This is a genomic window from Variovorax sp. 01T432 (assembly GCF_056398605.1).
Window position 1 is genome coordinate 1 of record NZ_JBFTPS010000089.1, and the last position, 18,712, is coordinate 18,712.

Here is an 18,712-nt window from a genome sequence, read left to right on the forward strand (position 1 = left end):
GCACGAGTCCGGTCAGCTCTGCCCGTTCCCCGTCCGTCAGCACAATCTCGATGGCAACTCGCACGATCAAACCCCGTTTCCGCCCGTAGTAGAGCATTGGAAGCGAGGCAATCATTTAAGTTCCCTCAAGAATGCAACACTACACTAGCCCTTCATCTGGAATGTCTGGTTCTGGCCGGATTCTGACCTAGCCGGGCCAGCACGCGCAGCACCCTGACAGTTTCCTCGCGCCCCAGCGGGACCAAAGCGGGCAAGCCTCAGCGGGAGCTTCCGGCGGCGCCGCGGCGGCTTGGCCTTCCGCGCTTGAGAGGACTCGTGCCGAGGCGGCGCATGCTTCAAAGCGGCGGATGGTGACCAGGACGCCGGCCACCATGCCCAGGCGCGCAATCGCTCGCTTTGCGAACCGCGAACATGATGCTCCGCCGGTCCGCACTCGATGTGCGCAGCTGAAGCCCTTGTAGGGTGAGATGAACCGCTGGTATCCGTTAATGGCAGCTATCGCGAAGGTCTTCATGTGCCTCGTTGGACGTCCGTGCTGAATGTCTGGCCCTGGCCGACTGTAGCCGGTCGGCGCGTCCTACGGTGCTGCCGTCGATAGTTGATACCTCGCAAAGGAGACGGCCCCTATTTCGACGACGCTGTGCAGGTGGAAGCCGAAGCCTTCATGGAGATTTCGTAGCCCTTGGCGGTCCGCGACGCAGTCCAGACGAAGGTGAGCACGCCCAAGCTCTTGGGCTCGAGTCTGGGCATAGGACAGCAGTTCAGTTGAGACTCCCTTCTTCGCCCACGCTCGCCGAACGGCGAGCTTGTGAACGAAGGCCGAGGTGCCAGGCAGGGCCTCGGGCCAAAAATAGGCGTCCTCCAACTCGAACTTCATGACTCCAGCCACGTGCTCGCCTTGCCGGGCAACGTGGAAGAGCCCGCTGCTCACGTCCCGCAGGACGCGTTCGTGACCAATTTCGGCTGCTGACCAAAGAGCTCGCCCGTCGTCGGCGAGCCATTCAGCTGCCTCTTGGAGGACGGAGGCAATCATCGGCGCATCGGAGGAGCGCGCTTCCTGGATGTTCATAGACGAGAGTTCATTGAGCGGCCGCAGCGAAGGTCCGGTCTTGGCCGACTCCGGCTGTTGGGCGCATCCTGCCTTGCCCGCTGACGGCGCGGCCCTAGGCCCGCTGAGACCGTTCGGGCGTGCGGGGAGATCTCCGAAGTTCGACAAGCCGGCCGATGTGCCTCAAATATCCAACTGGAGGTATTCGATCCTCGAAGATGGTTCGGCTCGAGGATGCAGCTGAACCAGCAGAAGCGAACGCTGGCGCATTCCAGCGGTGACGTCAAGAAGCGCAGGTCGAAAGCAGCGTATCAACAGCCCGGGCTGTGCGCAGTCCGGATCGGGGCTGGTGGGCGACCGCCTTGTTCGCAATTTATACCGACCGCGTGGTGGAGGAGGAGCGCGGGGAGGGCAGGGCGTGGTTGGCGCGCTCGACCTCGAGCACGACGGTGGAGAGCCGCACGCCGAGCGCAGCGCAGACGCCAGTGACCTTCTGGAAGGTCAGCTTCTCTCCTTGCTCGAGCTCCGACAGGGAGGATATGGAGAAGCCGGTCTGCTCGGAGAGTTCCCGCAGCGTGAGCTTGCGCGAGAGGCGCCGGCACTTCAATGATGCGCCGAGTCGCTCGGGGTCGAAGGCGCTGAGGGCGCGTTGTTGTGTGGGGCCTGGCATGGTGACTGGGAGTGGCCGACCGGTCAGATCTGGCTGCGCAGCGCGCGCGCGATCGCGGGCCAGGACGCGCCCAGGAAGTCGTGAACGTCGACAGCATAGGCGCGCCATTGCCGAGTGAGCTTGGCCTTGACGGCGATCTGAGGGCCCTGGCTCGCGAAGAGGTCCATGCCCGCCCAGGCCAGGACGGCGCGCGGCAGGAGCACGCCTTCGCCCATGTAGCTGGCGCCCTCGGTCTTCAGTTCGGGCAGCTCAGGATGAAGCGTGCGGTGCACCTCGCACAAGACGCCCAGCGCCGAATGCCGGCCGAGGCGGTCCTTCAGGCGGCGGGCACCGCGCTTGTACGCGCCCGATTCGAGCGCATCGGCCCAGAGGGCGGCAATCTCGGCTTTCATCTGGGTGCCGGCCTCGGGTACTCCGGCGTTGCGCACGCTCGCGCAATTGAGCGAGCGCATCGCCGGGGTGATCTCGGTGGCGGGGTGGCGATGCAGGCCGGGACGCTCGCGCTTCACCGGTGGAAGGCCGTCGATGCTGCGGACCGTGCAGAGCGAGTCGCGGGCGTCTTCAAATGCTGCCGAAGACGCCACGGGCGACCGTCCAAAGAAGTGGCGCGTGAGGAGATTGGCGGCGGCGGAGCTCAATTCAGTTGTCCAAGTTGTGTGGATTGAAAGGCCGGGTGGTCCATGGTGTCCACCGCGGCAGCGGTTCCCCGCGCGCCGTCGCGCCCGCGCCGGAGACCGTCGTCGTAGGCGCGCAGCGCTGCGACCACGACCAGGATGGGCGTTGCGAACCAGAGGGACGCGCTCAAGAACGCGTGCACCTCTTCGTGGCTGGCCACGATCGACAGCAGGAGGTAGGCCAGCCAAGGGCTGAGGGCGACGAGCGCAATGAACTTCTTCATGGACTTTCTTCCTGCGGGCTAGCCCCGCGGGTGATGAGCTGCGAGCTCTGAAGGATGGCGGCGAGGCTTGCGACCTGCGGGCGCGGCCCGCGCGGGCATGCTCGCGATCGGAATGGCGTAGAGGCACTGGCCCGCGTGTGCCCAGAGGTCGAACGTGTACTGGAGCCATTTGGTGCGGCGCTCGAGCACGACGCCGGGAAGCTGCTCGGCGCACGCGGCGGCCAACTCGTCGAAGGTGATGGCACCACACTTGCCGGACACCCGGAAGTCTACGCAGCCCTGGTTGATCTCTGCTTGGATCGTGACTGCTCGCTCGACTTGTCGTTCGTGTTGCGCCAGGTCCAGCTCGGGCTCCGTCCACGAGGTCAAGCGCCCAGACTGGCGAACCAGGCGGGCGTCACGGTCTTCAACCGACTCGGTCTCGTCGGCGATGCGGTGGATGGTAGAGACCGGGGCATCCTGGATGGAGGGCACGTGCTTGCGCCCGCGCCTGGCACGTGCAGGAATCGGTGTCGTCATGACCTGGCCTTTCCCGGGAATTCTTGGCAGATGCGCAAGGCCAGGGCGAGCCGCTTGCCCCAGCCCCGGTCGGCAGCACCGGCGCGCGGCGCAGTGGCAGCGCGGCAGACGCTCAGGCAAATCAGTCCGGCAAGCATTTTTTCCGTGGCCTTGGTCCAGTGGCGTAGCAAACAATAGCTCGAATCAAGTTGATTCGCGCCGATACTATCGCACGGTAGAATGAAAATGCGCAAGATTTCGTAAAGTATGGAGATACATGCCACGGGAATGTTCGTGGAAAGGCGGCAAGAACCGGTCGAACTGGTCGCCCCTCACCAGGCGGATCGACGCCCCACGGCACCGCCCGCACGCGCGGCGGCAAGCAACCTATCCGGCAGCAGCGCGGTATATCATGAGCAAGCGACCGCTTCCGGAGCCCCCCGACTCATGGCCACCTCCCCGCGCGGATCGGTCCCACCAGAGTTCGCTCGCTCACGATCCGGGCACCAGGCGGAGCTGTCACATGCAGATTTGTTCCATCTGGATCCCCGGCCGCGGGGGGACTCGGTTCCCGATGGAATAGGTCATGACTGGGCGCATCCCTCAGGGTCAGTTCCAGCGCGGGTGCCGGGGGAATAAAGCCCAAGCGGAGCGTTCTCCCAACGGAGCCACACTTGGCGGACACCTTCGGTACCCACGACGGCCGCCAGGTCGACCTCAGCGGCTCCATGTCCTTGGCGGGAGCTGTTCGGATGCGCAATATCGCCGCGGAGATGGGTTTCGCGAGGGAGTCCGGCTCGCGCGGGAGCATTGCGCGGGGCTCTGTTCTTGCGGGGAGGCGCCCTCGGTGGGTGCAGGGTGCCGTGGGGGGTGAGGCCGCGACGAGAGGACGCGTAGTCGAGGTATTTTTCATGATATACCGCAACATACGGACTTCCGGGCGGATTGTTTCTAGGTCAGTGCCGCCGACCTGCCCCTGCGTGCTCCCGATGCCTTGTCCGCAGCGCCGGTTTGAACGAGGCGCTGAGCGGCTTCCTTGGCCGCGCGCAGCTGTGCGTAGGCGACGATCGAACGCCAGCGCAGCTGAAGGAACTCGATGTAGTCCTGGGCCTTCCAGGGAGCACCCGCCGGCGTGCGGGCATGGCCATACAGGCCGATGGCCCAGGCGTCCGTCAGCTCCACGATCGCCGTGCGCCCGTTGGTCAGGACGCCGACGTCGACAGCGAAGGGATGAGCGTTGCCACGGGCCTCTAGAGCCGAGACCGTGGCGTTGATGGCGTTGCGGACCACTTCGGCGGTGGGTTCAGGGGTGTCGTCCGAGCCGTCGGCGTCGTAGCGCGCCCGTGCGAGGATCCGCCCGGCGGCGTCCACGTAGTAGCGCCATTCGCACACGAATTCGACCACCTCGGAGAGCCAGACGCGCGTACTGGGCTTGAGCTTCGCGATCGTTGCAAGCTGCTCGGCCTGGTACTCGGTGCGAGGCGCGCCCGGGCGAGGGTCATAGACGAAGCCGGAGAAGGCCTTCGTGGCCACCGGCTTCACGAAGATCGGCTCCCGAAGGGCCTTCAGTTCATAGATCACACCTGGGCGAATCTCACGCCGCAGGAAGTCGGCGACAGGCTCATACCCCATCGGCTCTGGTTCGGGCAGGCCCCGCACGCCCATGGCGGCGCGCACAAACTCGACCGTTCCCACGGGGAGGATCTCACCCTCGTGGGCCGCCAGGCTGGCGCGGGCTTCCAGCTTGGCCTGGAGATCCTTCAAGGAGATTCTTTGCGTCGGCACCCCCATCAACGTCGCCGCCAGGAGTGCTGCCCGCACCTCGGCTGTCGATTCCAGCTGAAGCAGGGCCAGCATGGGCGAGCCCGCGCTCGTCGACCCCGAGGCGGCAGTACCTGCGTTTGTCCTAAACGCCTTGCGATGAAGAGTACTCACGTCTTACCTTGCGCGATCATTTGTTTGTGTAGGAAGATACTTCCGAACGAATATTAGGCCGACTGGCTCCCCAAGGCCCCGAATTTTTGAGATTTCGCATGGAAACCGCTTCACCCGCGCCACACACTCCCAAATCAGACGCTGTCCGCAACGGGGACCATTCCGCCACGCGCCCCTCCATCGAGGGATCGTGGGAGGCCTTCAAGGTCCTCTGCGCCGAGTTCCTCCGCGCCGCAGGGACGGCTAACTCGGAAGAACTAGAGGCAGGGGCGAAGTACGTTGGCCGGGAGCAGCCGTCAATCCCCGGACCCATCGACCACCGCGAAGCACCAGCGATCCATCTCCGCCGCCCATGCGCGCGCACTGTCCAGATCCAGTTGCAGCAGCAGCGCATAGCGGCGGCCACCCCACAGGGCCATCACGAGCGCACGCACTAATTCCGGTGCTGGTGGATGGGGAAGGTCATCGCAGGTTGCGAACACGCGGGTCCAGACGGCCAGCAGTTCATCGTGGACACGTCTGTGATGTTTCGGTTCCGCCACCTGGCCCTCCAAGGCCAGCATGTCAGGGTGTAACCAGGCGAGCTCCGGTTCGTCCACGCCGCATGTGAGCCGCACCGCCCGCCGCAGCCGCTCCTGCCACGCGACGCCGCGTGGCGCCACCGCCTCGCGATCGATTGCGGCCACCAGCCGTTCCACGCCATGCCGGACGTAACCCGAAAGCAGCGCCAGCTTGTTGGGGAAGTATTCGTAGAGGGTACCGACCGAGATGCCGGTCTCCAGCGCCACCGAGCGCGTGGTGAGCCGATCCCATCCGTCGCGCTGCCATATCCGAACAAACGCGTCGTAGATGGCCTGAACGGTGAACCGCGCCCGGGCCTGCGAGGGGCGTTTCAGGGGCTTGTTCATGGCGTGGCGAATCCGAACCCGCGCCCAGCGGGGGCGCCATACAGTGGGCGTGTCCACCACAACCGAACCGAAGCCATGCCGACCATCGAACGCCTGCTTACCGACAAGCTTGCATTGAACCACAGCCGCCTGCAGACCCTCGACGCCCCGCCTCTCTCGGCCGACGAAGCGCTGCTGGCAGTCCGCCGGGTGGCACTGACCACGAACAACATCACGTACGCCGCCTTCGGAGACGCGATGCAGTACTGGAACTTCTTCCCCACGGGCGAGGAGGGATGGGGCCACGTGCCAGCCTGGGGCTTCGCCGACGTGGTGGCCTCCACCGTTTCCGGCGTGGAGCCGGGCGAGCGATTCTACGGCTACTTTCCCCTTGCCAGCCATCTGCGCATGCAGCCGGTGCGCGTGAGCGAACGCGGCTTCTATGACGGCGCGCAGCATCGCCAGGCGCTGGTCTCGGCCTACAACCAGTACACGCGGGCCAGCCAGGATCCCGCCTACCGGCCCGCCGACGAGAACCTGCAGATGCTGCTGCGGCCACTCTTCATCACCTCTTTCATGCTGGCCGATTTCCTGCAGGACAACGGCTTCTTCGGCGCCCGCCGGCTCGTGCTGTCCAGCGCCTCGAGCAAGACGGCGTATGGCACGGCGTTTTGCCTGGAGAGCGCCCACGGCATCGAGTTGGTGGCGCTCACTTCGACGCGAAATGCTGCCTTCGTCGAAGGCCTCGGCTGCTACCAGCGCACTCTCGGCTACGACCAGCTGGACGGACTCGACACGGCCACGCCGACCCTCTATGTGGACTTCTCGGGCGACGAGGCGCTGCGGGCGCGGGTGCACCATCACTTCGGTGGCGCACTGGTCTACGACTGCTTCGCCGGCTCGGCGGCGAACACTGGCTTCCTGCGCGAGCAGGCGCTGCCCGGCCCCAAGCCGGTCTTCTATTTCGCTCCGGTGCAGATCCGTAAGCGCAACCTGGACTGGGGGCACGCGGAGGTCAACCGCCGCTTCAACGAAGCCCAGCTGGCCTTCATCGGGCGCGTGCAGAAGGGGCCAGTGGCCTGGCTCGAGGTCGAGGAGCGAGAGGGACTTGCCGCGGCCCAGCCGCTGCTCGCCGACCTGTGCGCCGGCCGGGTCGATCCGCGAAGCGGCCACGTCGTGGTGGTTTGAGAGCATACGGGGAGATTCTTCCAATGGAACTCGCGGATAAGGTCGCCATCGTCACCGGTGGGGGCAGCGGCATCAGCGCCGCCTTGGCGCAGCGATTCGCGGGCTGGGGGCGGCCGAGGTCATCGACCGGCGCAAGCTGTCCGAGCCGGGCGCACCGATCGGCAAGGAACGCTGCGCCGGAGCCATCGACTCGGTGGGCAGCCACACGCTGGCCAATGTCCTGGCGCAGACCCGCTACCGCGGCGCGGTCGCGGCGTTCGGATTGGCACAGGGTGCGAACCTACCGGGCTCGGTGTTGCCCTTCATCCTGCGCAACGTGACGCTGGCCGGCATCGATTCGGTGAACGCGCCGCAGGACGTACGGCTGCAGGCCTGGGCGCGTCTGGCCACCGATCTGGATCTGGGCAAACTCGCGCGCGCCACACGGGTTGTCGGGTTGGCCGACGTGCCTGGCCTGGCGGGCCCTGTGCTTCGAGGGCAGGTAACCGCAGCACGAAGCCCTTGCAGCAGCGTTTGCTGGCTCTTGGGGATGCCGAATCCTCGCAGGTCGCAAACACTTGCGAGGCTCTCCTGATGGAGTCGGTGGACCTGCCCATCGATCACCTGTCGATCGAAGCGCCGCACTAACAGGATCTCACCGTGAAGCTTCGGCTCCGCCATGGTCTTCATGCCGCAGGCGGCCGCAAGACGCAGGTAGCCAGCCTCGTTGCGCAGCACGGCGCGATCCTCGTCACTCTTGCCGCGTGGCAGCTTGATCAGCCAGTGCTCCTGGGCCTCTTGGTCGGGCAGCGCGAGATCCGGAAACCAGCGCCCGTCTCGATTTGTGCTGAGCAAGAACTTCGGCGCGACGCCCTGCACCCCCGTCGTTCCCGCAGCCAGCATTGCATTGCGCGCGAGGTGGTCGACGACGTCCTGGCCCCGTCCGCGCACTTCAGCCTCATCGAACCCTTGGAACGCCGGCCCGGCTCGCGGGCGATTCTGGTCTTCAAAGTAGCCGGCAGCGCTCTGGAAACGCAGGCAACCGATCGGGGCGATGGCGCCGGCCATGGCCAGCGGCATGACCAAGTTGTCGCTGTCGGCGAGTTGCAGCTGCTCGAGCAGGTACTGTCGGCCCTTACCTTGCGGCACCAGGTCGTACAGGAACGCCGGCGGCTGGCGGTCGGCCTCGCGACCCATTGGCCCAACGACGAATCGGTCGGGCGCGCTGTCGATCGGCAGGCCCAGCGCGACGAGCCAGGGCTTGGCCGCGCCATAGACGTATTCAGGCAGGTATTCGATGCGGCACCGGGCGGCGCCGAGCGACTGGACCGTGGCGGCGGCGTGCCAATGGCCATCTCGGTGGATCTGGAGCGTCGTGGGCGGGAGCTCAGCGATTGGCAAGGGTTTTCTTGTGGACACCATCTGTGCGCTCGATTCGGACTCTTGTGAACTCGACGGGTTGAACCGCCGCGGGGCTAGCCTGCTCTGGCGCGCCGCGAGCGAGACTTTGATCTACCCACGCGGCGGGTCCTCTGGCGGTTCTTCCGGTAGTGAATTTGGCTGAGCGACAGCCCCAGTAACGTGCGCACGTCGCTGTGACCCGACGCGATCGTTGTCAAGATACTGCCCAAGGATCTCAAGGTCCGCTTCTCCCACCCCGCAGTTTTCGAAGTGATCGCGCCAACCGTCGACAACGCGAGCGATCTCCTGCACGATCGCTTTCGCTTCAGGCAGCTTGAGGCCGAAAGAACGCACCTCGGAAAGTGCGTTTTCCAGGGTTGAATCTGCTCCGTCGCGGCCCACCCGAAATGCTTGATACCCGATGCCGCTCATGCTCGAGACGATGTCGAACGCCGGCGACAAGGCCCAACTTCCATCCCCTTGTCGCAGCAGCCCATGGTTCTTCTCGTGGTCGTCGGTGTTGTCCATGAGAATGTTGAACACCATGCGCCTGAACAGCTCGGCTTGCTGCGCTGGGATGTCGCTCGATCGCGCCAGCCTGCGCAGCTGCTGCGCCAACTGGGGATAGCCGTATTCCTCGCCTACTGCACGCAAAGCCACGTGCGCAGAGATCGCGTGAAGTCGGCGGCCCGCCTCCCGATCAAAACGGTGCACCGCCACCGCATGGCGCGGGCCCACCGGGAGCGCCCGAGTTTGCGCCACCTCAATTCCGCACTTCGCCGCTAGCGTCATCGTTGCATGCTCGATGAGAGGTGTGTCCTCGTCCTCTCCTTCGCTGAACTTGACGAGCCAAGGCTGCCCATCAATTTCAACGACCGATTTGGGGCGCGCGCCGCCGAGAGAAACACCTGGGCGTAGAAGCCGCTGCTCAAGCTCCCCGACTGGCTCATTGGCGATGATTTTGCGGATTACCTCCTGCATGGCCGGTAGATCACCGAGCGTCGGGATTGGGGAGGACGCCCAGGGCTCGTACGTGTCAAACCTTTGGCTCACGCCGAGCGCGCCGTAGCGATCGGCGCCGGCGAACAGCAGGTACTCAAGCAGTGTCATCCGGGGCGAACGATCGAACTTGCGGATCACACGTTCGCCCCATCGATCGGGTCGTGCATCGTCTACAGCGCCCGCGGCCTCATCCTTTTGCGACGGAAGGAAAAGCTCGTCCACCAAGGGCAGGTCCTCGCTGAGCGCGAACCCCTCCTTCAACCACTGCGACGCGTACCGGAGGGCAACGCCCTGGCCAGAAAGGGCGAGCGACAACTCGCCAACGGGAACAGGACGCGCAGGGTCTGCAAGCATCCAGAGAGAGAGTTGGTCCTTGGGAACGTAGGGGCTGTCAGGCATTGTTTTTCGGTACGCGTCGAGAGACCCGTTGGATTTCAGTTTGCAGCGCCACCAGGTCGCGCTGCGGGTCGGCGAGAGTTGCCAGCGCCTCCTGACGCTGAATCAACCAGAGTGCGGTCCCATATACGCCAGCAGACACCGTCGGGTCGCCTTTTTCCATCTTCGCCAAAGTCGGCACCGACACATTCAGCCGTGCCGCCCAGCTGACGAGAGACTGCTTACGCCGCTTGCGCGCTACTGCGAGGTCCGCCCCCAAGCGCCTCAGTGCCACTGCGACGGCAGCGGGGAGGGTTTCGACGGCGTCGGATCTCCTTGGCATGAAACTATTATTTCACGTTTTGCGCTATTTCACCAACAATACTTTATGATCGAAGATTGAATCTCGATGGATCTGGAGTGTCGTGGGCAGGGTCACTGAGATCGCCGTGCCCGTGCATCCACCCGGGCACGTTGACAAAGTAGCGCACCCCCTTGCCTCGGCCAATCGCCCAAAGCATGCCCGCCTCCACCAGCGCGGCCAGGTCGCGTGTCGCGGTTGCTTTGGATGCGCCGGTCATCTTCCCGTACTTCTCGGCGTTCAATCCGCCCAAGAATCCGCCATCGCCGTCATCGAGCAGCCGCTGCACAACTTTGCGCTGGCGCTCATTGACGATCGCGCCCGCGTGCTCCGCCCAGAAGCGTGATTTCTCCAATGCTCTGTCGATCACCATGCTCGAGTGCCTGCAGGCCTGAGCGAACTGGTCTGCGAACCAAGACACCCAAGGCGTGACGTCGAGGCCGCCGCGCTGCGACTGGTTCAGGGCGTCGTAGTAGCCCCTGCGGTTGCGCAGGAACTGGCTGGACAGGCTCACCAATCGCGTGGGGCCGCCCAGGTACTGAGCGATTGCCTGGTCCACAACTGCGCGGCCGAGCCGACCATTGCCGTCCTCGAAGGGATGGATCGACTCAAACCATAGGTGGGCGATTGCTGCGCGCGCCACACCGTCGAGCGCAAGCTCGCGCGTACCCGGGCCTGAGACCAATGCTGTCGCCGGCGCCGTGCGAGCGAACCATGCAAGGAATGCATCCATCTCCTTGGGCACGGCCGCCGACGGCGGCGCCTCGTAGTGGACAACCTCCCGGCCGTGCTGGCCACTCACGATCTGCATCGCATCCAGATGGTCCCGGTAGCGACCGACGGCGATTCGCCGGATTCCGGAGGTTCCGCCGGGGAAGAGGGCCGACTGCCAGCGGCAGAGCCGATCCTGGTCCAGAGGGAGAAGATAGCCTTCCGAGGCATCCCGGATCACATCGACCAGGCCGTCCACCTGGCCCGTTTGCGAGCTGCTTTCGACGAGCCCGAGCCTCCGGGCGATTGACGACCGGACTGAGGCCGGCGGCAGCCGCTCTCCCTCGATCGCCGCAGTCGCGATCACCTCATCGATGAGGACTTCGCTGAGAAACTCGGCGCTTGGGCCAATTCCCACGGCGCTCGCCTTTCCCTCGACCACTCCTTGCTCGCGAGCCGCCAGCATAAGTGCCCCATGGGCGGCCGAAGCGTCGAAACTGAGGTGCGGCCATCCCGCCTGTTGCCAGATGAACTTGGGGGACGTCCTGGACATGAGCCGAATTCTAATGTAATCGGCTCGAATTGTGAGCCGAAAAACGAGAAACGTGGCCATGCTATCGACCCGCGCGCGCTTGTCGCGCAGCAGTGTCGCGAGGTCGCGGTAGAGCTCGCGTTAGACAGATGCGGCTCACCCAAGTGCACATGGCCGGGGTGTAACGCCGTGGTCCGGGGGCCTTTTTTTAACGAGGGCCCAGTCCCATTTGCCGCGCGCACAATTGTGGTTTTATATCCAGTGTGTATGGGCCGCTTCCCTTCGCCGAGCTGCACTGCCGCTCGAACTTCACCTTCTTGGTCAGGGCGTCACAACCTGAGGAGCTGGTGGAGCGCGTCGCCGCCAAGCTCTTCTCTGCCCTCGCCCTGACCGACGAGTGCTCGGTGTCAGGTCTCGTGCGGGCCCATCTGGCGGCGCGGGAAGCTAACTTGCATTTCATCTGCGGCAGCGAGATCCTGCTGACCACCCAGATCGGCCATACGCATGCCACGATCGTATTCCTGGCCCAGAACAAGCTCGGGTGAGGCAACTCTGCGAGTGCGCCACCCTTGCCCGCCGGCGGGCTGCCAAGGGCAGCTACAGCGCCCTGGTGGCGGACGTGGAGGGGAAGAACATCCAGGCACCGCACTTGGCCGGCATGCCCGGCTGCCTAGCGCTGCTCCTGCCCGAGACCGACGCCACCGTCGAGTCGCTGTTCGCGCCGGCAATGTGGCGTCCCCGTCCGCGGCTCACCGCACGGGCGCCGCGCCGGCGGACGCTGATTGTTGGAAAACCAGTAATTGCTCTTTCTCCTGCCTCGTCTTTTTCCGCCGCGCACCGCTCCCTAAAGTTCGCCTCATCGATTCACTGTTCAAGGAAGCCAGGAAATGAAAGTCGTCAAAGCCGCCGCCGTGCAGATCAGCCCTGTGCTCTACAGCCGCGAAGGGACGATCGCTAAGGTCGTGCGGAAAATCCACGAGCTCGGTCGCCAGGGGGTGCAGTTCGCGACCTTTCCCGAGACAGTGGTGCCCTACTACCCGTACTTCTCCGCCGTCCAGACGGGCATGCAGCTCCTGGTCGGGACCGAGCACCTGAAATTGCTCGAACAGGCCGTGACGGTGCCCTCCGCCGCGACTGACGCGATCGGCGAGGCCGCGCGCCAGGCTGGCATGGTGGTGTCAATCGGCGTCAACGAACGCGACGGCGGGACGCTCTACAACACGCAATTGCTCTTCAATGCCGACGGCACCTTGATCCAGCGCCGCCGCAAGATCACGCCGACGCATTTCGAGCGAATGGTTTGGGGGCAGGGCGATGGCTCGGGCCTGCGCGCGGTCGACAGCAAGGTCGGTCGCGTCGGCCAGCTCGCATGCTTCGAGCACAACAACCCGCTCGCGCGCTACGCCATGATGGCCGACGGCGAGCAGATTCATTCGGCCATGTATCCGGGCTCCGCCTTCGGTGAAGGCTTTGCGCAAAGGATGGAGATCAACATCCGCCAGCATGCGCTGGAGGCCGGCGCCTTCGTCGTCAACGCCACCGCATGGCTGGACGCCGCGCAGCAGGCGCAGATCATGAAGGACACGGGCTGCGAGATCGGTCCAATCTCGGGCGGCTGCTTCACCACGATCGTCGCACCCGACGGCTCGCTGCTCGGCGAACCGCTGCGCTCGGGCGAGGGCGAGGTCATCGCCGAACTCGACTTTGCGCTGATCGACCGTCGCAAGATGCTGATGGACTCGACCGGCCACTACAACCGGCCTGAGCTGCTCAGCCTTTTGATCGACCGCACCCCGGCCGCCCATTTCCACGAACGCCCCTCGGACGAACTCCGAGCCGTCGTGGCCTGATCGAAAGCAGCTGCCTGATGTCGTTCTTGACTAGCTTCCTGGCTAGGCCGATTCACATCGAAACCCGAAAGGATCTTCCCATGTCTCGCTCCATCGTCTGGAAAATTCTCACGCCGGCGTTCATGCTGGGATTGTCGGTCGTCGCCGCCGGTTCCCCGGGGCCGCGCGCGCGCGAACCGAAGGCGGAGGTCGGATTCATCCCCGTGGATGCCGACATCACGCTCAGAAGAATGGTCGTGCGCAGCGCGAAGCCGAAGGGCACCGTGATCCTGCTGCACGGCTTTCCCGAGACGCTTTATTCGTACGAGGGGATCTCGCTCGAGCTCGCGAAGGACTACGACGTTCACGCGTTCGACTGGCCAGGCTACGGGCAGTCGTCGAGGCCGTCGCCGGACCAGTTCTCGTATGCGCCGAAGGAGTACGCGCGTATTCTCCGGGAGTACATCGACAAGTCGGGCATCGACACCTCCCGCCTGACCATCTATGCGACCGACATCGGCGCACTGCCGGCGTTGCTTCTCGCTCTTGAAAAGCCGGACATCGCGAAGTCCATCATCGTCGGCGACTTCGCGCCCTTCGACCGGCCGCAGTACATGAACGAGAACCTGCAGGCCTTGAAGTCGAAGCCTTCTTCTGATGTGGTGAATGCCGTGATGAACAAGAACCGCGACGAGATCCTGGAGAACTCGTACCGGAGAGGCCTGGCGAAAGAGGAGCAGTTCGATATCTCGCCGGAGCTGAAAAACGACATGCGCGAGGGGTGGAACCACGGTGATAGGACCTCGGCCGATGCCTTCCATCACTACTACTCGCACTTCACGGAGGACCAGGTCTACTTCGAAGCCAACGTGGCGAGATGGAAGACGCCCGTAAGAGTCGTCTGGGGTGAGAAGGACTTCTACATCAAGAGCGACATGGGCGCAGAGTTCGCCAGCAAAGTCGGCGTGCAGATGTCCATCTTGCCGAAGCTCGGACACTATCCGCATCTGCAGGACCCGAAGCAGACCGTCGCCGAGATTCGCGCATCGTTCGACAAGCAGCACTGAGCGAAGGGCTCAGTCGAGCCTCAGGTGAGGGTGCTGTTCGAACAGCGCGATCGCCCAGTCGATGAAGATGCGCACCTTCGCGCCGAGGAAGCGGTTGGGACGATAGATCGCGTGCACGGGAATCGTCGCCGTGTCCCAGTCCTGTAGAACGAGGACCAGTTCCCCCGAGGCCAGCGCTGACGACAGCATGAACGCCGGCGACTGGAGAACTCCGATGCCCGCGATACCGGCGGCGAGGTGGGCATAGACGTCGTTCACGCAGAAGCGTGCATGCGGCGACATGCGGATGCATTCCTCGCCCCTTTTGAATCGAAACGGTATCGGCTTGCCCGTGCGGTTCGAGATTAGCCCGAGCATTCGGTGCCCGGCTTTCAGGTCCGCGGGCGTCGCGGGCGTCCCGGAGCTCGACAGGTACTTCGGCGACGCGCAGGTGGTCAGGCGGAATTCGCCGATGCGCCGGGCCACCAGCGATTGCTCGTCGACGAAGCCCGCGCGGATCACGCAATCGACGTTCTCCGCGACCAGGTCGGTCTGGCGATTAATGATGCTGAATTCGAGTTCGATGTCCGGATAGGCGCGATAGAAATCGGGGAGGGCGGGGATGAGCACGTCGGTCGCGATTGCGGTCGCCACATCCACGTGCAGTCTCCCCGATGGTTTTGCGAGCGTCTGCTTGGCCGTGGACTCGATGTCGGACAGCTCGGCGAGCAGCCGAACGACGCGCTCGTAGTAGGCGGCGCCTTCGGCCGTCACAGTCACCGAGCGCGTCGTGCGGTCCAGCAGCCGGACACGCAGATCACGCTCGAGGCCCTGCACGAGCCGCGTCACCGTCGGCTTCGGCAGGTCGATGGTCTCCGCGGCCTTGGTGAAGCTCCCGGCTTCGACTACGCGCACGAAGGCGCTCATAGCTGTGAAGCGGTCCATGCCGGCCTTTCAGTTAGAAGAGGCAGGATGGTAGCGCTCCACGCCCGCGAGACGTGCGCTACCGCGTCGGCTTCCGGGTCGTGCCGCACCGGCGAACGACCGCTTAGGCCGACAGCCGAAGCCGAAGCCGAGCCTGCGAACCGGGGAGCTATCCCTTGGTCAAAGGTGGGATGGCTATTTGCTTGCGATTACGATGCCGGGCGTGCTCACCGCTGCCCGCCAATCGGACCGTCTCAAGGTCCTTGCTCGCGATGCCGAGCGGGCGACTCACCGTTTTCGTGCCTAGGTTGCTCGAACGAGCTGATCCTGCGAAAGGGGCCGATCCGGATCCACCATTTCGCCCACAAGGCCCCGACGTCGTGCCGTCTGGGCTATGGCGAGACGCAGGACCACTTCCAGGTGAAGCTGGCGATCTTTGACGGGCTACGCGAACAGTCGAACGTCACAAGCCTCGAGCTCGAGAAGCGCCTGCCCGGCTCGGTAGCTGACATCTTCGCTGTCATCTCCGGCATCCCCGTGGCCATCGAAGTGCAGCGAAGCGTCCTTGGCATTGACGGTATCGCGACTCGTACCGGCAACTACCACCGTCTCGGCATTGCTGTGATCTGGGTCGCCCTTTCAAACGGGGGCCTCGACTTCGAGCGGTACAGCCCCTCGGCCTGGGAACGCTGGTGCCATGCCGCGAACTTCGGGCGCGTTTACTATTGGGCCAAGGGCCAGGAGCTGCGCGCCGTCCACTTCGCACACGTCACGCTGCACGTCGCGCAGCAGACGTGGAGAAAGCACGGGGAGGAGCACAGCGCCGGCGGCTACGACAAGCGATCGAAGCTTTGGGTTACGCCACAGTCTGGCGCACCGGTACTGCTCTCGGCGCATTTTGAATGACGCGTGCGCGATGCCTGGTCCGGTGGGAAGCTGGTCATTCCTCAATGCACGCTCTTCGTCGATCGGCAGCCGAAGTGGTGGTCCTAGGCAACTCACCCGCTCCCTATGAACCCTTGCGCGACCGAACGACGGACCGAAACTGCACCTGATGGCAAGGTGGCGCCGGCTCAAGGGGAGCCGGATGCGCGTAGGTAGGCGGTCGGAAGAAGACAGTCCCGCCGATCGCCGCCGGTACCGTTCGCCTTGGCGACTGCGCAATCTGCCGTCAGATCACCGGCCCGAATGACAAGACGGCTCATTCGATTTCGAGCGACAAGGCGATTGGCTGACCTTGCTTAATAGGCAGTCAAGCCTATGCCGGCGCGCCTATTCCCTGATGTCCGCTTCCTCGGGCGCTGCCAAAGTCAAGGTGGCGATGCCGACGTTCCTGTGGGTCATGATCTGCTGCTCCAGCCGGCGCAGGATGCGAGCGAGGTCGGCTTGGGAATGCTCGCCGGCAATCTCGATGCGTGCAACGAGAAGGATGCGATCTGGCCCGATGAACTCGGTGAACAGGAGGGTAACTCTCTTGACGTCGGGCGCCTGCTTCAACAGCTCGATTGCCATCGCCCGCCGATCGGCTGGCAGCGGCATCCCGGCCAGGTAGCGGCGGTTCAAGTTGACCAGAAAGACCCCGGCGGTCCCCATCAGCAGGCCCACGACTATGGAGCCTCCTGCGTCGTACAACACATTGCCGGTGATGTCGTGCAGCAGCATCCCCAGCCCCGCGACGGCAAGCCCGACCAGCGCGAGAAGATCCTGCGTCACCACCGTCCGCAACTGAGAGTCGGACGTCTCGAACACATGTTTGACTGCGCTCAGCTGACGATCTGCCGCACGTCGGCTCAGGAACCGAAGCGCCTGAAAGGTCGAGATGCTTTGGAGCGCGAACGATCCGAGGATGACGGCGTAACCGAACCGGTAGTCGGTCGTCGCGTCGGCCATGCTGAGTTGGCGGACGCCTCGCCATATCCCGACTTGCGCGCCCAGGGCGAGCATGGCGATCGAGCCGAACATCGACCACACGTACGACTCCCGTCCATAGCCGAGCCGATGAAGCACGTCGGCCGGGCGCCGGGCCGCGAGATAAGCGGCGACGAGGAAGCTGTCGGTAAGGGCATCGACCCAAGAGTGCACAGCCTCGGCCGTCATGGACGCGGACCCGGTTAAGACCGCTGCCAGCGTCTTCACAAGCGCGATCGAGGTTCCGGCCGCGAAAGCCAGCATCACCGCCGACTTACCGCCCGGCTGGTCGGCGTCTACGCCAAGATGTCGATGGAAGCGATGAAACGCTCTCATGAAGAAGCACCTTGTCGCCCTTGGCGAACTTTGGGGGAAGTCATCTTGGGCTGATCATGCCACCCGCCTGGCCAACCGCCGCCGAAACGGCTGTGGGCAAAGTAGGCCCGCGCTGCCTCCACGGCGCACGCGCTGATCGCCCCGCGCAGCCGGCGCCCGGTGGCCCCGGCCACCGCCTGGAGCTTGCCGACGGGTCGGCAAGAATCCAAAGCAGCACCGCTGCAGCGCCGCGCACCGACCGGCAAACGGCATGGCGATCACGGCGGCCTTGTCCTCGCGCATGCCATGGAAGACATGGGTGCCGTGTGAACAGGCATCATTTGATGCTATATTTGATGCCTAACTCGGAGACATCGGAAATGCGCACGACCATCAATATCGACGACGATCTGCTCGCAAAAGCCAGCAAGCTGACCGGTCGCCTGGATCGTTCGGGGATGGTGCGCGAGGGATTGAAGGCCCTCATCGAACGTGAGAGTGCGAGGCGTCTTGCGCGCCTGGGCGGAACGCAACCCAACTTGAAGCCGGCACCGCGTCGGCGCGACGAGACCGTAGCTTGATACTGGTTGACACCTCAGTCTGGGTTGACCACCTTCGCAAAGGCGATCCGGAACTCACCGACTTGCTCAAGCGTGGCGTTGTCGCTATGCATCCGTTCGTGGTCGGTGAGATCGCGTGTGGAATCTTGGTCGATCGGTCGGCGATCCTCGAACTGCTTCAGGATCTGCCGCCGGCAGTGGTAGCCGAGAGCGAAGAGGTTCTCGGGTTCATCGAGCGCCACGGACTTCACGGTAGGGGTATCGGGTATATCGACGTGCATCTATTAGCGTCGGTGACGCTGACCGACGGGGCGAAGCTATGGACCCGCGACAAGAGGTTGCGCGCGGCTGCCGATGAACTCGGCTTCACGCACCGAGATACCGGTGTTCATTGAGCCGGCCACCGGACGCATCGCCCTGATATTGAATCGGCGCCAACACCTATGGGGTGTCAGCCTTTGTCCTCGAACTGCTCGCGCGCTCCTTGCAGGGGATCGGGCAGGAGGCACTATGCTCCTTTCCGAACTACGGCCTTGCGTCCAGCTTCTTGATCGCGGCGATGGATTCGTGCCGTGCCTCGATCAGCGCTTGCTCCTCGGACCGCGCGCCCGATTCACAGTTCTCGACCGGGTTTCGATCATCGAT

At 64.4% G+C, this 18,712-nt stretch carries 20 protein-coding genes and 2 pseudogenes; 8 read left to right on the forward strand and 14 right to left on the reverse strand.

All coding sequences use genetic code 11. From position 1 onward, the window contains the following. Nucleotides 1-187 precede the first annotated feature (187 nt). The 8 genes from yidD to AC1DNF_RS34105 all read right to left on the reverse strand — a co-directional run bounded on the left by yidD (nt 188) and on the right by AC1DNF_RS34105 (nt 5,957). On the reverse strand, nt 188-514 hold the full coding sequence (gene yidD / locus AC1DNF_RS34070; RefSeq protein WP_478153161.1) for a membrane protein insertion efficiency factor YidD: 327 nt from the start codon (nt 512-514) through the stop codon (nt 188-190). Between the two features lie 63 nt (nt 515-577). Beyond that, nucleotides 578-1,069: a GNAT family N-acetyltransferase gene (locus tag AC1DNF_RS34075; RefSeq protein WP_478153163.1), complete on the reverse strand. Its 492-nt coding sequence runs from the start codon at nt 1,067-1,069 to the stop codon at nt 578-580. Nucleotides 1,070-1,421: 352 nt separating this feature from the next. Next, on the reverse strand, nt 1,422-1,718 hold the full coding sequence (locus tag AC1DNF_RS34080; protein ID WP_478153165.1) for a helix-turn-helix domain-containing protein: 297 nt from the start codon (nt 1,716-1,718) through the stop codon (nt 1,422-1,424). Nucleotides 1,719-1,741: 23 nt separating this feature from the next. After that, nucleotides 1,742-2,356, reverse strand: a complete 615-nt coding sequence (locus AC1DNF_RS34085; protein WP_478153166.1) for a hypothetical protein — start codon at nt 2,354-2,356, stop codon at nt 1,742-1,744. Then, complete coding sequence (locus tag AC1DNF_RS34090) at nt 2,353-2,616, reverse strand: hypothetical protein (protein ID WP_478153167.1); 264 nt, start codon at nt 2,614-2,616, stop codon at nt 2,353-2,355. Before AC1DNF_RS34090 ends, AC1DNF_RS34085 begins: the two co-directional genes overlap by 4 nt. 18 nt (nt 2,617-2,634) lie before the next feature. Continuing rightward, entirely contained in the window at nt 2,635-3,135 is a 501-nt protein-coding gene (locus AC1DNF_RS34095; RefSeq protein ID WP_478153168.1) for a hypothetical protein, read from the reverse strand. A gap of 930 nt (nt 3,136-4,065) precedes the next feature. Then, nucleotides 4,066-4,971, reverse strand: a complete 906-nt coding sequence (locus AC1DNF_RS34100; protein WP_478153169.1) for an ATP-grasp domain-containing protein — start codon at nt 4,969-4,971, stop codon at nt 4,066-4,068. A 374-nt stretch (nt 4,972-5,345) separates the two neighbouring features. Beyond that, nucleotides 5,346-5,957, reverse strand: a complete 612-nt coding sequence (locus AC1DNF_RS34105) for a TetR/AcrR family transcriptional regulator (protein WP_478153170.1) — start codon at nt 5,955-5,957, stop codon at nt 5,346-5,348. 75 nt (nt 5,958-6,032) lie between these two features. On the opposite strand from AC1DNF_RS34105, the gene AC1DNF_RS34110 reads away from it, so the two are divergent. Together AC1DNF_RS34110 and AC1DNF_RS34115 are read left to right on the forward strand one after the other, a co-directional pair. Beyond that, on the forward strand, nt 6,033-7,124 hold the full coding sequence (locus tag AC1DNF_RS34110; RefSeq protein ID WP_478153171.1) for a DUF2855 family protein: 1,092 nt from the start codon (nt 6,033-6,035) through the stop codon (nt 7,122-7,124). 94 nt (nt 7,125-7,218) lie between these two features. Then, a pseudogene (locus tag AC1DNF_RS34115) lies at nt 7,219-7,698 on the forward strand (MDR/zinc-dependent alcohol dehydrogenase-like family protein); the annotation flags it as partial. Here the strand turns inward: AC1DNF_RS34115 and AC1DNF_RS34120 are convergent. The 4 genes and pseudogenes from AC1DNF_RS34120 to AC1DNF_RS34135 form a co-directional block, all read right to left on the reverse strand. Next, nucleotides 7,677-8,525: pseudogene (locus AC1DNF_RS34120) on the reverse strand (HipA domain-containing protein); the annotation flags it as partial. The pseudogenes AC1DNF_RS34115 and AC1DNF_RS34120 overlap by 22 nt on opposite strands. 90 nt (nt 8,526-8,615) lie before the next feature. Continuing rightward, nucleotides 8,616-9,905, reverse strand: coding sequence for a type II toxin-antitoxin system HipA family toxin (locus tag AC1DNF_RS34125; RefSeq protein ID WP_478153173.1), 1,290 nt, complete (start codon nt 9,903-9,905; stop codon nt 8,616-8,618). Continuing rightward, a complete protein-coding gene (locus AC1DNF_RS34130) occupies nt 9,898-10,224 on the reverse strand; it encodes an XRE family transcriptional regulator (protein ID WP_478153174.1) in 327 nt (108 codons plus the stop codon). Before AC1DNF_RS34130 ends, AC1DNF_RS34125 begins: the two co-directional genes overlap by 8 nt. A gap of 43 nt (nt 10,225-10,267) precedes the next feature. Beyond that, complete coding sequence (locus tag AC1DNF_RS34135; RefSeq protein ID WP_478153176.1) at nt 10,268-11,506, reverse strand: DUF4172 domain-containing protein; 1,239 nt, start codon at nt 11,504-11,506, stop codon at nt 10,268-10,270. Nucleotides 11,507-11,748: 242 nt separating this feature from the next. On the opposite strand from AC1DNF_RS34135, the gene AC1DNF_RS34140 reads away from it, so the two are divergent. From AC1DNF_RS34140 to AC1DNF_RS34150, 3 genes are all read left to right on the forward strand, one after another. Then, nucleotides 11,749-12,030, forward strand: a complete 282-nt coding sequence (locus AC1DNF_RS34140) for a PHP domain-containing protein (protein ID WP_478153178.1) — start codon at nt 11,749-11,751, stop codon at nt 12,028-12,030. 342 nt (nt 12,031-12,372) lie between these two features. Then, nucleotides 12,373-13,335 (forward strand): carbon-nitrogen hydrolase family protein, encoded by a 963-nt coding sequence (locus AC1DNF_RS34145; protein WP_478153179.1) that lies wholly within the window; start codon nt 12,373-12,375, stop codon nt 13,333-13,335. Nucleotides 13,336-13,415: 80 nt separating this feature from the next. After that, nucleotides 13,416-14,381 (forward strand): alpha/beta fold hydrolase, encoded by a 966-nt coding sequence (locus tag AC1DNF_RS34150; RefSeq protein WP_478153181.1) that lies wholly within the window; start codon nt 13,416-13,418, stop codon nt 14,379-14,381. A 9-nt stretch (nt 14,382-14,390) separates the two neighbouring features. On the opposite strand, the gene AC1DNF_RS34155 is transcribed toward AC1DNF_RS34150, so the two are convergent. Beyond that, nucleotides 14,391-15,287: a LysR family transcriptional regulator gene (locus AC1DNF_RS34155; protein WP_478153182.1), complete on the reverse strand. Its 897-nt coding sequence runs from the start codon at nt 15,285-15,287 to the stop codon at nt 14,391-14,393. 45 nt (nt 15,288-15,332) lie between these two features. Here AC1DNF_RS34155 and AC1DNF_RS34160 point away from each other — a divergent pair, with 45 nt between their 5' ends. After that, complete coding sequence (locus AC1DNF_RS34160) at nt 15,333-16,190, forward strand: competence protein CoiA (RefSeq protein ID WP_478153184.1); 858 nt, start codon at nt 15,333-15,335, stop codon at nt 16,188-16,190. A gap of 366 nt (nt 16,191-16,556) precedes the next feature. On the opposite strand, the gene AC1DNF_RS34165 is transcribed toward AC1DNF_RS34160, so the two are convergent. Then, on the reverse strand, nt 16,557-17,528 hold the full coding sequence (locus AC1DNF_RS34165; RefSeq protein ID WP_478153186.1) for a cation diffusion facilitator family transporter: 972 nt from the start codon (nt 17,526-17,528) through the stop codon (nt 16,557-16,559). Between the two features lie 359 nt (nt 17,529-17,887). Here AC1DNF_RS34165 and AC1DNF_RS34170 point away from each other — a divergent pair, with 359 nt between their 5' ends. Both AC1DNF_RS34170 and AC1DNF_RS34175 read left to right on the forward strand, forming a co-directional pair. Then, nucleotides 17,888-18,088 carry a type II toxin-antitoxin system VapB family antitoxin gene (locus AC1DNF_RS34170; RefSeq protein ID WP_478153188.1) on the forward strand — a complete coding sequence of 67 codons (201 nt, stop codon included), beginning with the start codon at nt 17,888-17,890 and terminating at the stop codon, nt 18,086-18,088. Further along, nucleotides 18,085-18,462, forward strand: a complete 378-nt coding sequence (locus AC1DNF_RS34175) for a type II toxin-antitoxin system VapC family toxin (protein WP_478153190.1) — start codon at nt 18,085-18,087, stop codon at nt 18,460-18,462. Before AC1DNF_RS34170 ends, AC1DNF_RS34175 begins: the two co-directional genes overlap by 4 nt. Nucleotides 18,463-18,712: the final 250 nt, after the last annotated feature.

Bases quoted from the DNA above. Each gene is read 5' to 3' on its own strand.
- yidD (WP_478153161.1), bottom strand. From the start codon at position 514: ATGAAGACCTTCGCGATAGCTGCCATTAACGGATACCAGCGGTTCATC.
- AC1DNF_RS34075 (WP_478153163.1), bottom strand. From the start codon at position 1,069: ATGAACATCCAGGAAGCGCGCTCCTCCGATGCGCCGATGATTGCCTCC.
- AC1DNF_RS34080 (WP_478153165.1), bottom strand. From the start codon at position 1,718: ATGCCAGGCCCCACACAACAACGCGCCCTCAGCGCCTTCGACCCCGAG.
- AC1DNF_RS34090 (WP_478153167.1), bottom strand. From the start codon at position 2,616: ATGAAGAAGTTCATTGCGCTCGTCGCCCTCAGCCCTTGGCTGGCCTAC.
- AC1DNF_RS34095 (WP_478153168.1), bottom strand. From the start codon at position 3,135: ATGACGACACCGATTCCTGCACGTGCCAGGCGCGGGCGCAAGCACGTG.
- AC1DNF_RS34100 (WP_478153169.1), bottom strand. From the start codon at position 4,971: ATGCTGGCCCTGCTTCAGCTGGAATCGACAGCCGAGGTGCGGGCAGCA.
- AC1DNF_RS34105 (WP_478153170.1), bottom strand. From the start codon at position 5,957: ATGAACAAGCCCCTGAAACGCCCCTCGCAGGCCCGGGCGCGGTTCACC.
- AC1DNF_RS34110 (WP_478153171.1), top strand. From the start codon at position 6,033: ATGCCGACCATCGAACGCCTGCTTACCGACAAGCTTGCATTGAACCAC.
- AC1DNF_RS34125 (WP_478153173.1), bottom strand. From the start codon at position 9,905: ATGCCTGACAGCCCCTACGTTCCCAAGGACCAACTCTCTCTCTGGATG.
- AC1DNF_RS34130 (WP_478153174.1), bottom strand. From the start codon at position 10,224: ATGCCAAGGAGATCCGACGCCGTCGAAACCCTCCCCGCTGCCGTCGCA.
- AC1DNF_RS34135 (WP_478153176.1), bottom strand. From the start codon at position 11,506: ATGTCCAGGACGTCCCCCAAGTTCATCTGGCAACAGGCGGGATGGCCG.
- AC1DNF_RS34145 (WP_478153179.1), top strand. From the start codon at position 12,373: ATGAAAGTCGTCAAAGCCGCCGCCGTGCAGATCAGCCCTGTGCTCTAC.
- AC1DNF_RS34150 (WP_478153181.1), top strand. From the start codon at position 13,416: ATGTCTCGCTCCATCGTCTGGAAAATTCTCACGCCGGCGTTCATGCTG.
- AC1DNF_RS34155 (WP_478153182.1), bottom strand. From the start codon at position 15,287: ATGAGCGCCTTCGTGCGCGTAGTCGAAGCCGGGAGCTTCACCAAGGCC.
- AC1DNF_RS34160 (WP_478153184.1), top strand. From the start codon at position 15,333: ATGGTAGCGCTCCACGCCCGCGAGACGTGCGCTACCGCGTCGGCTTCC.
- AC1DNF_RS34165 (WP_478153186.1), bottom strand. From the start codon at position 17,528: ATGAGAGCGTTTCATCGCTTCCATCGACATCTTGGCGTAGACGCCGAC.
- AC1DNF_RS34170 (WP_478153188.1), top strand. From the start codon at position 17,888: ATGCGCACGACCATCAATATCGACGACGATCTGCTCGCAAAAGCCAGC.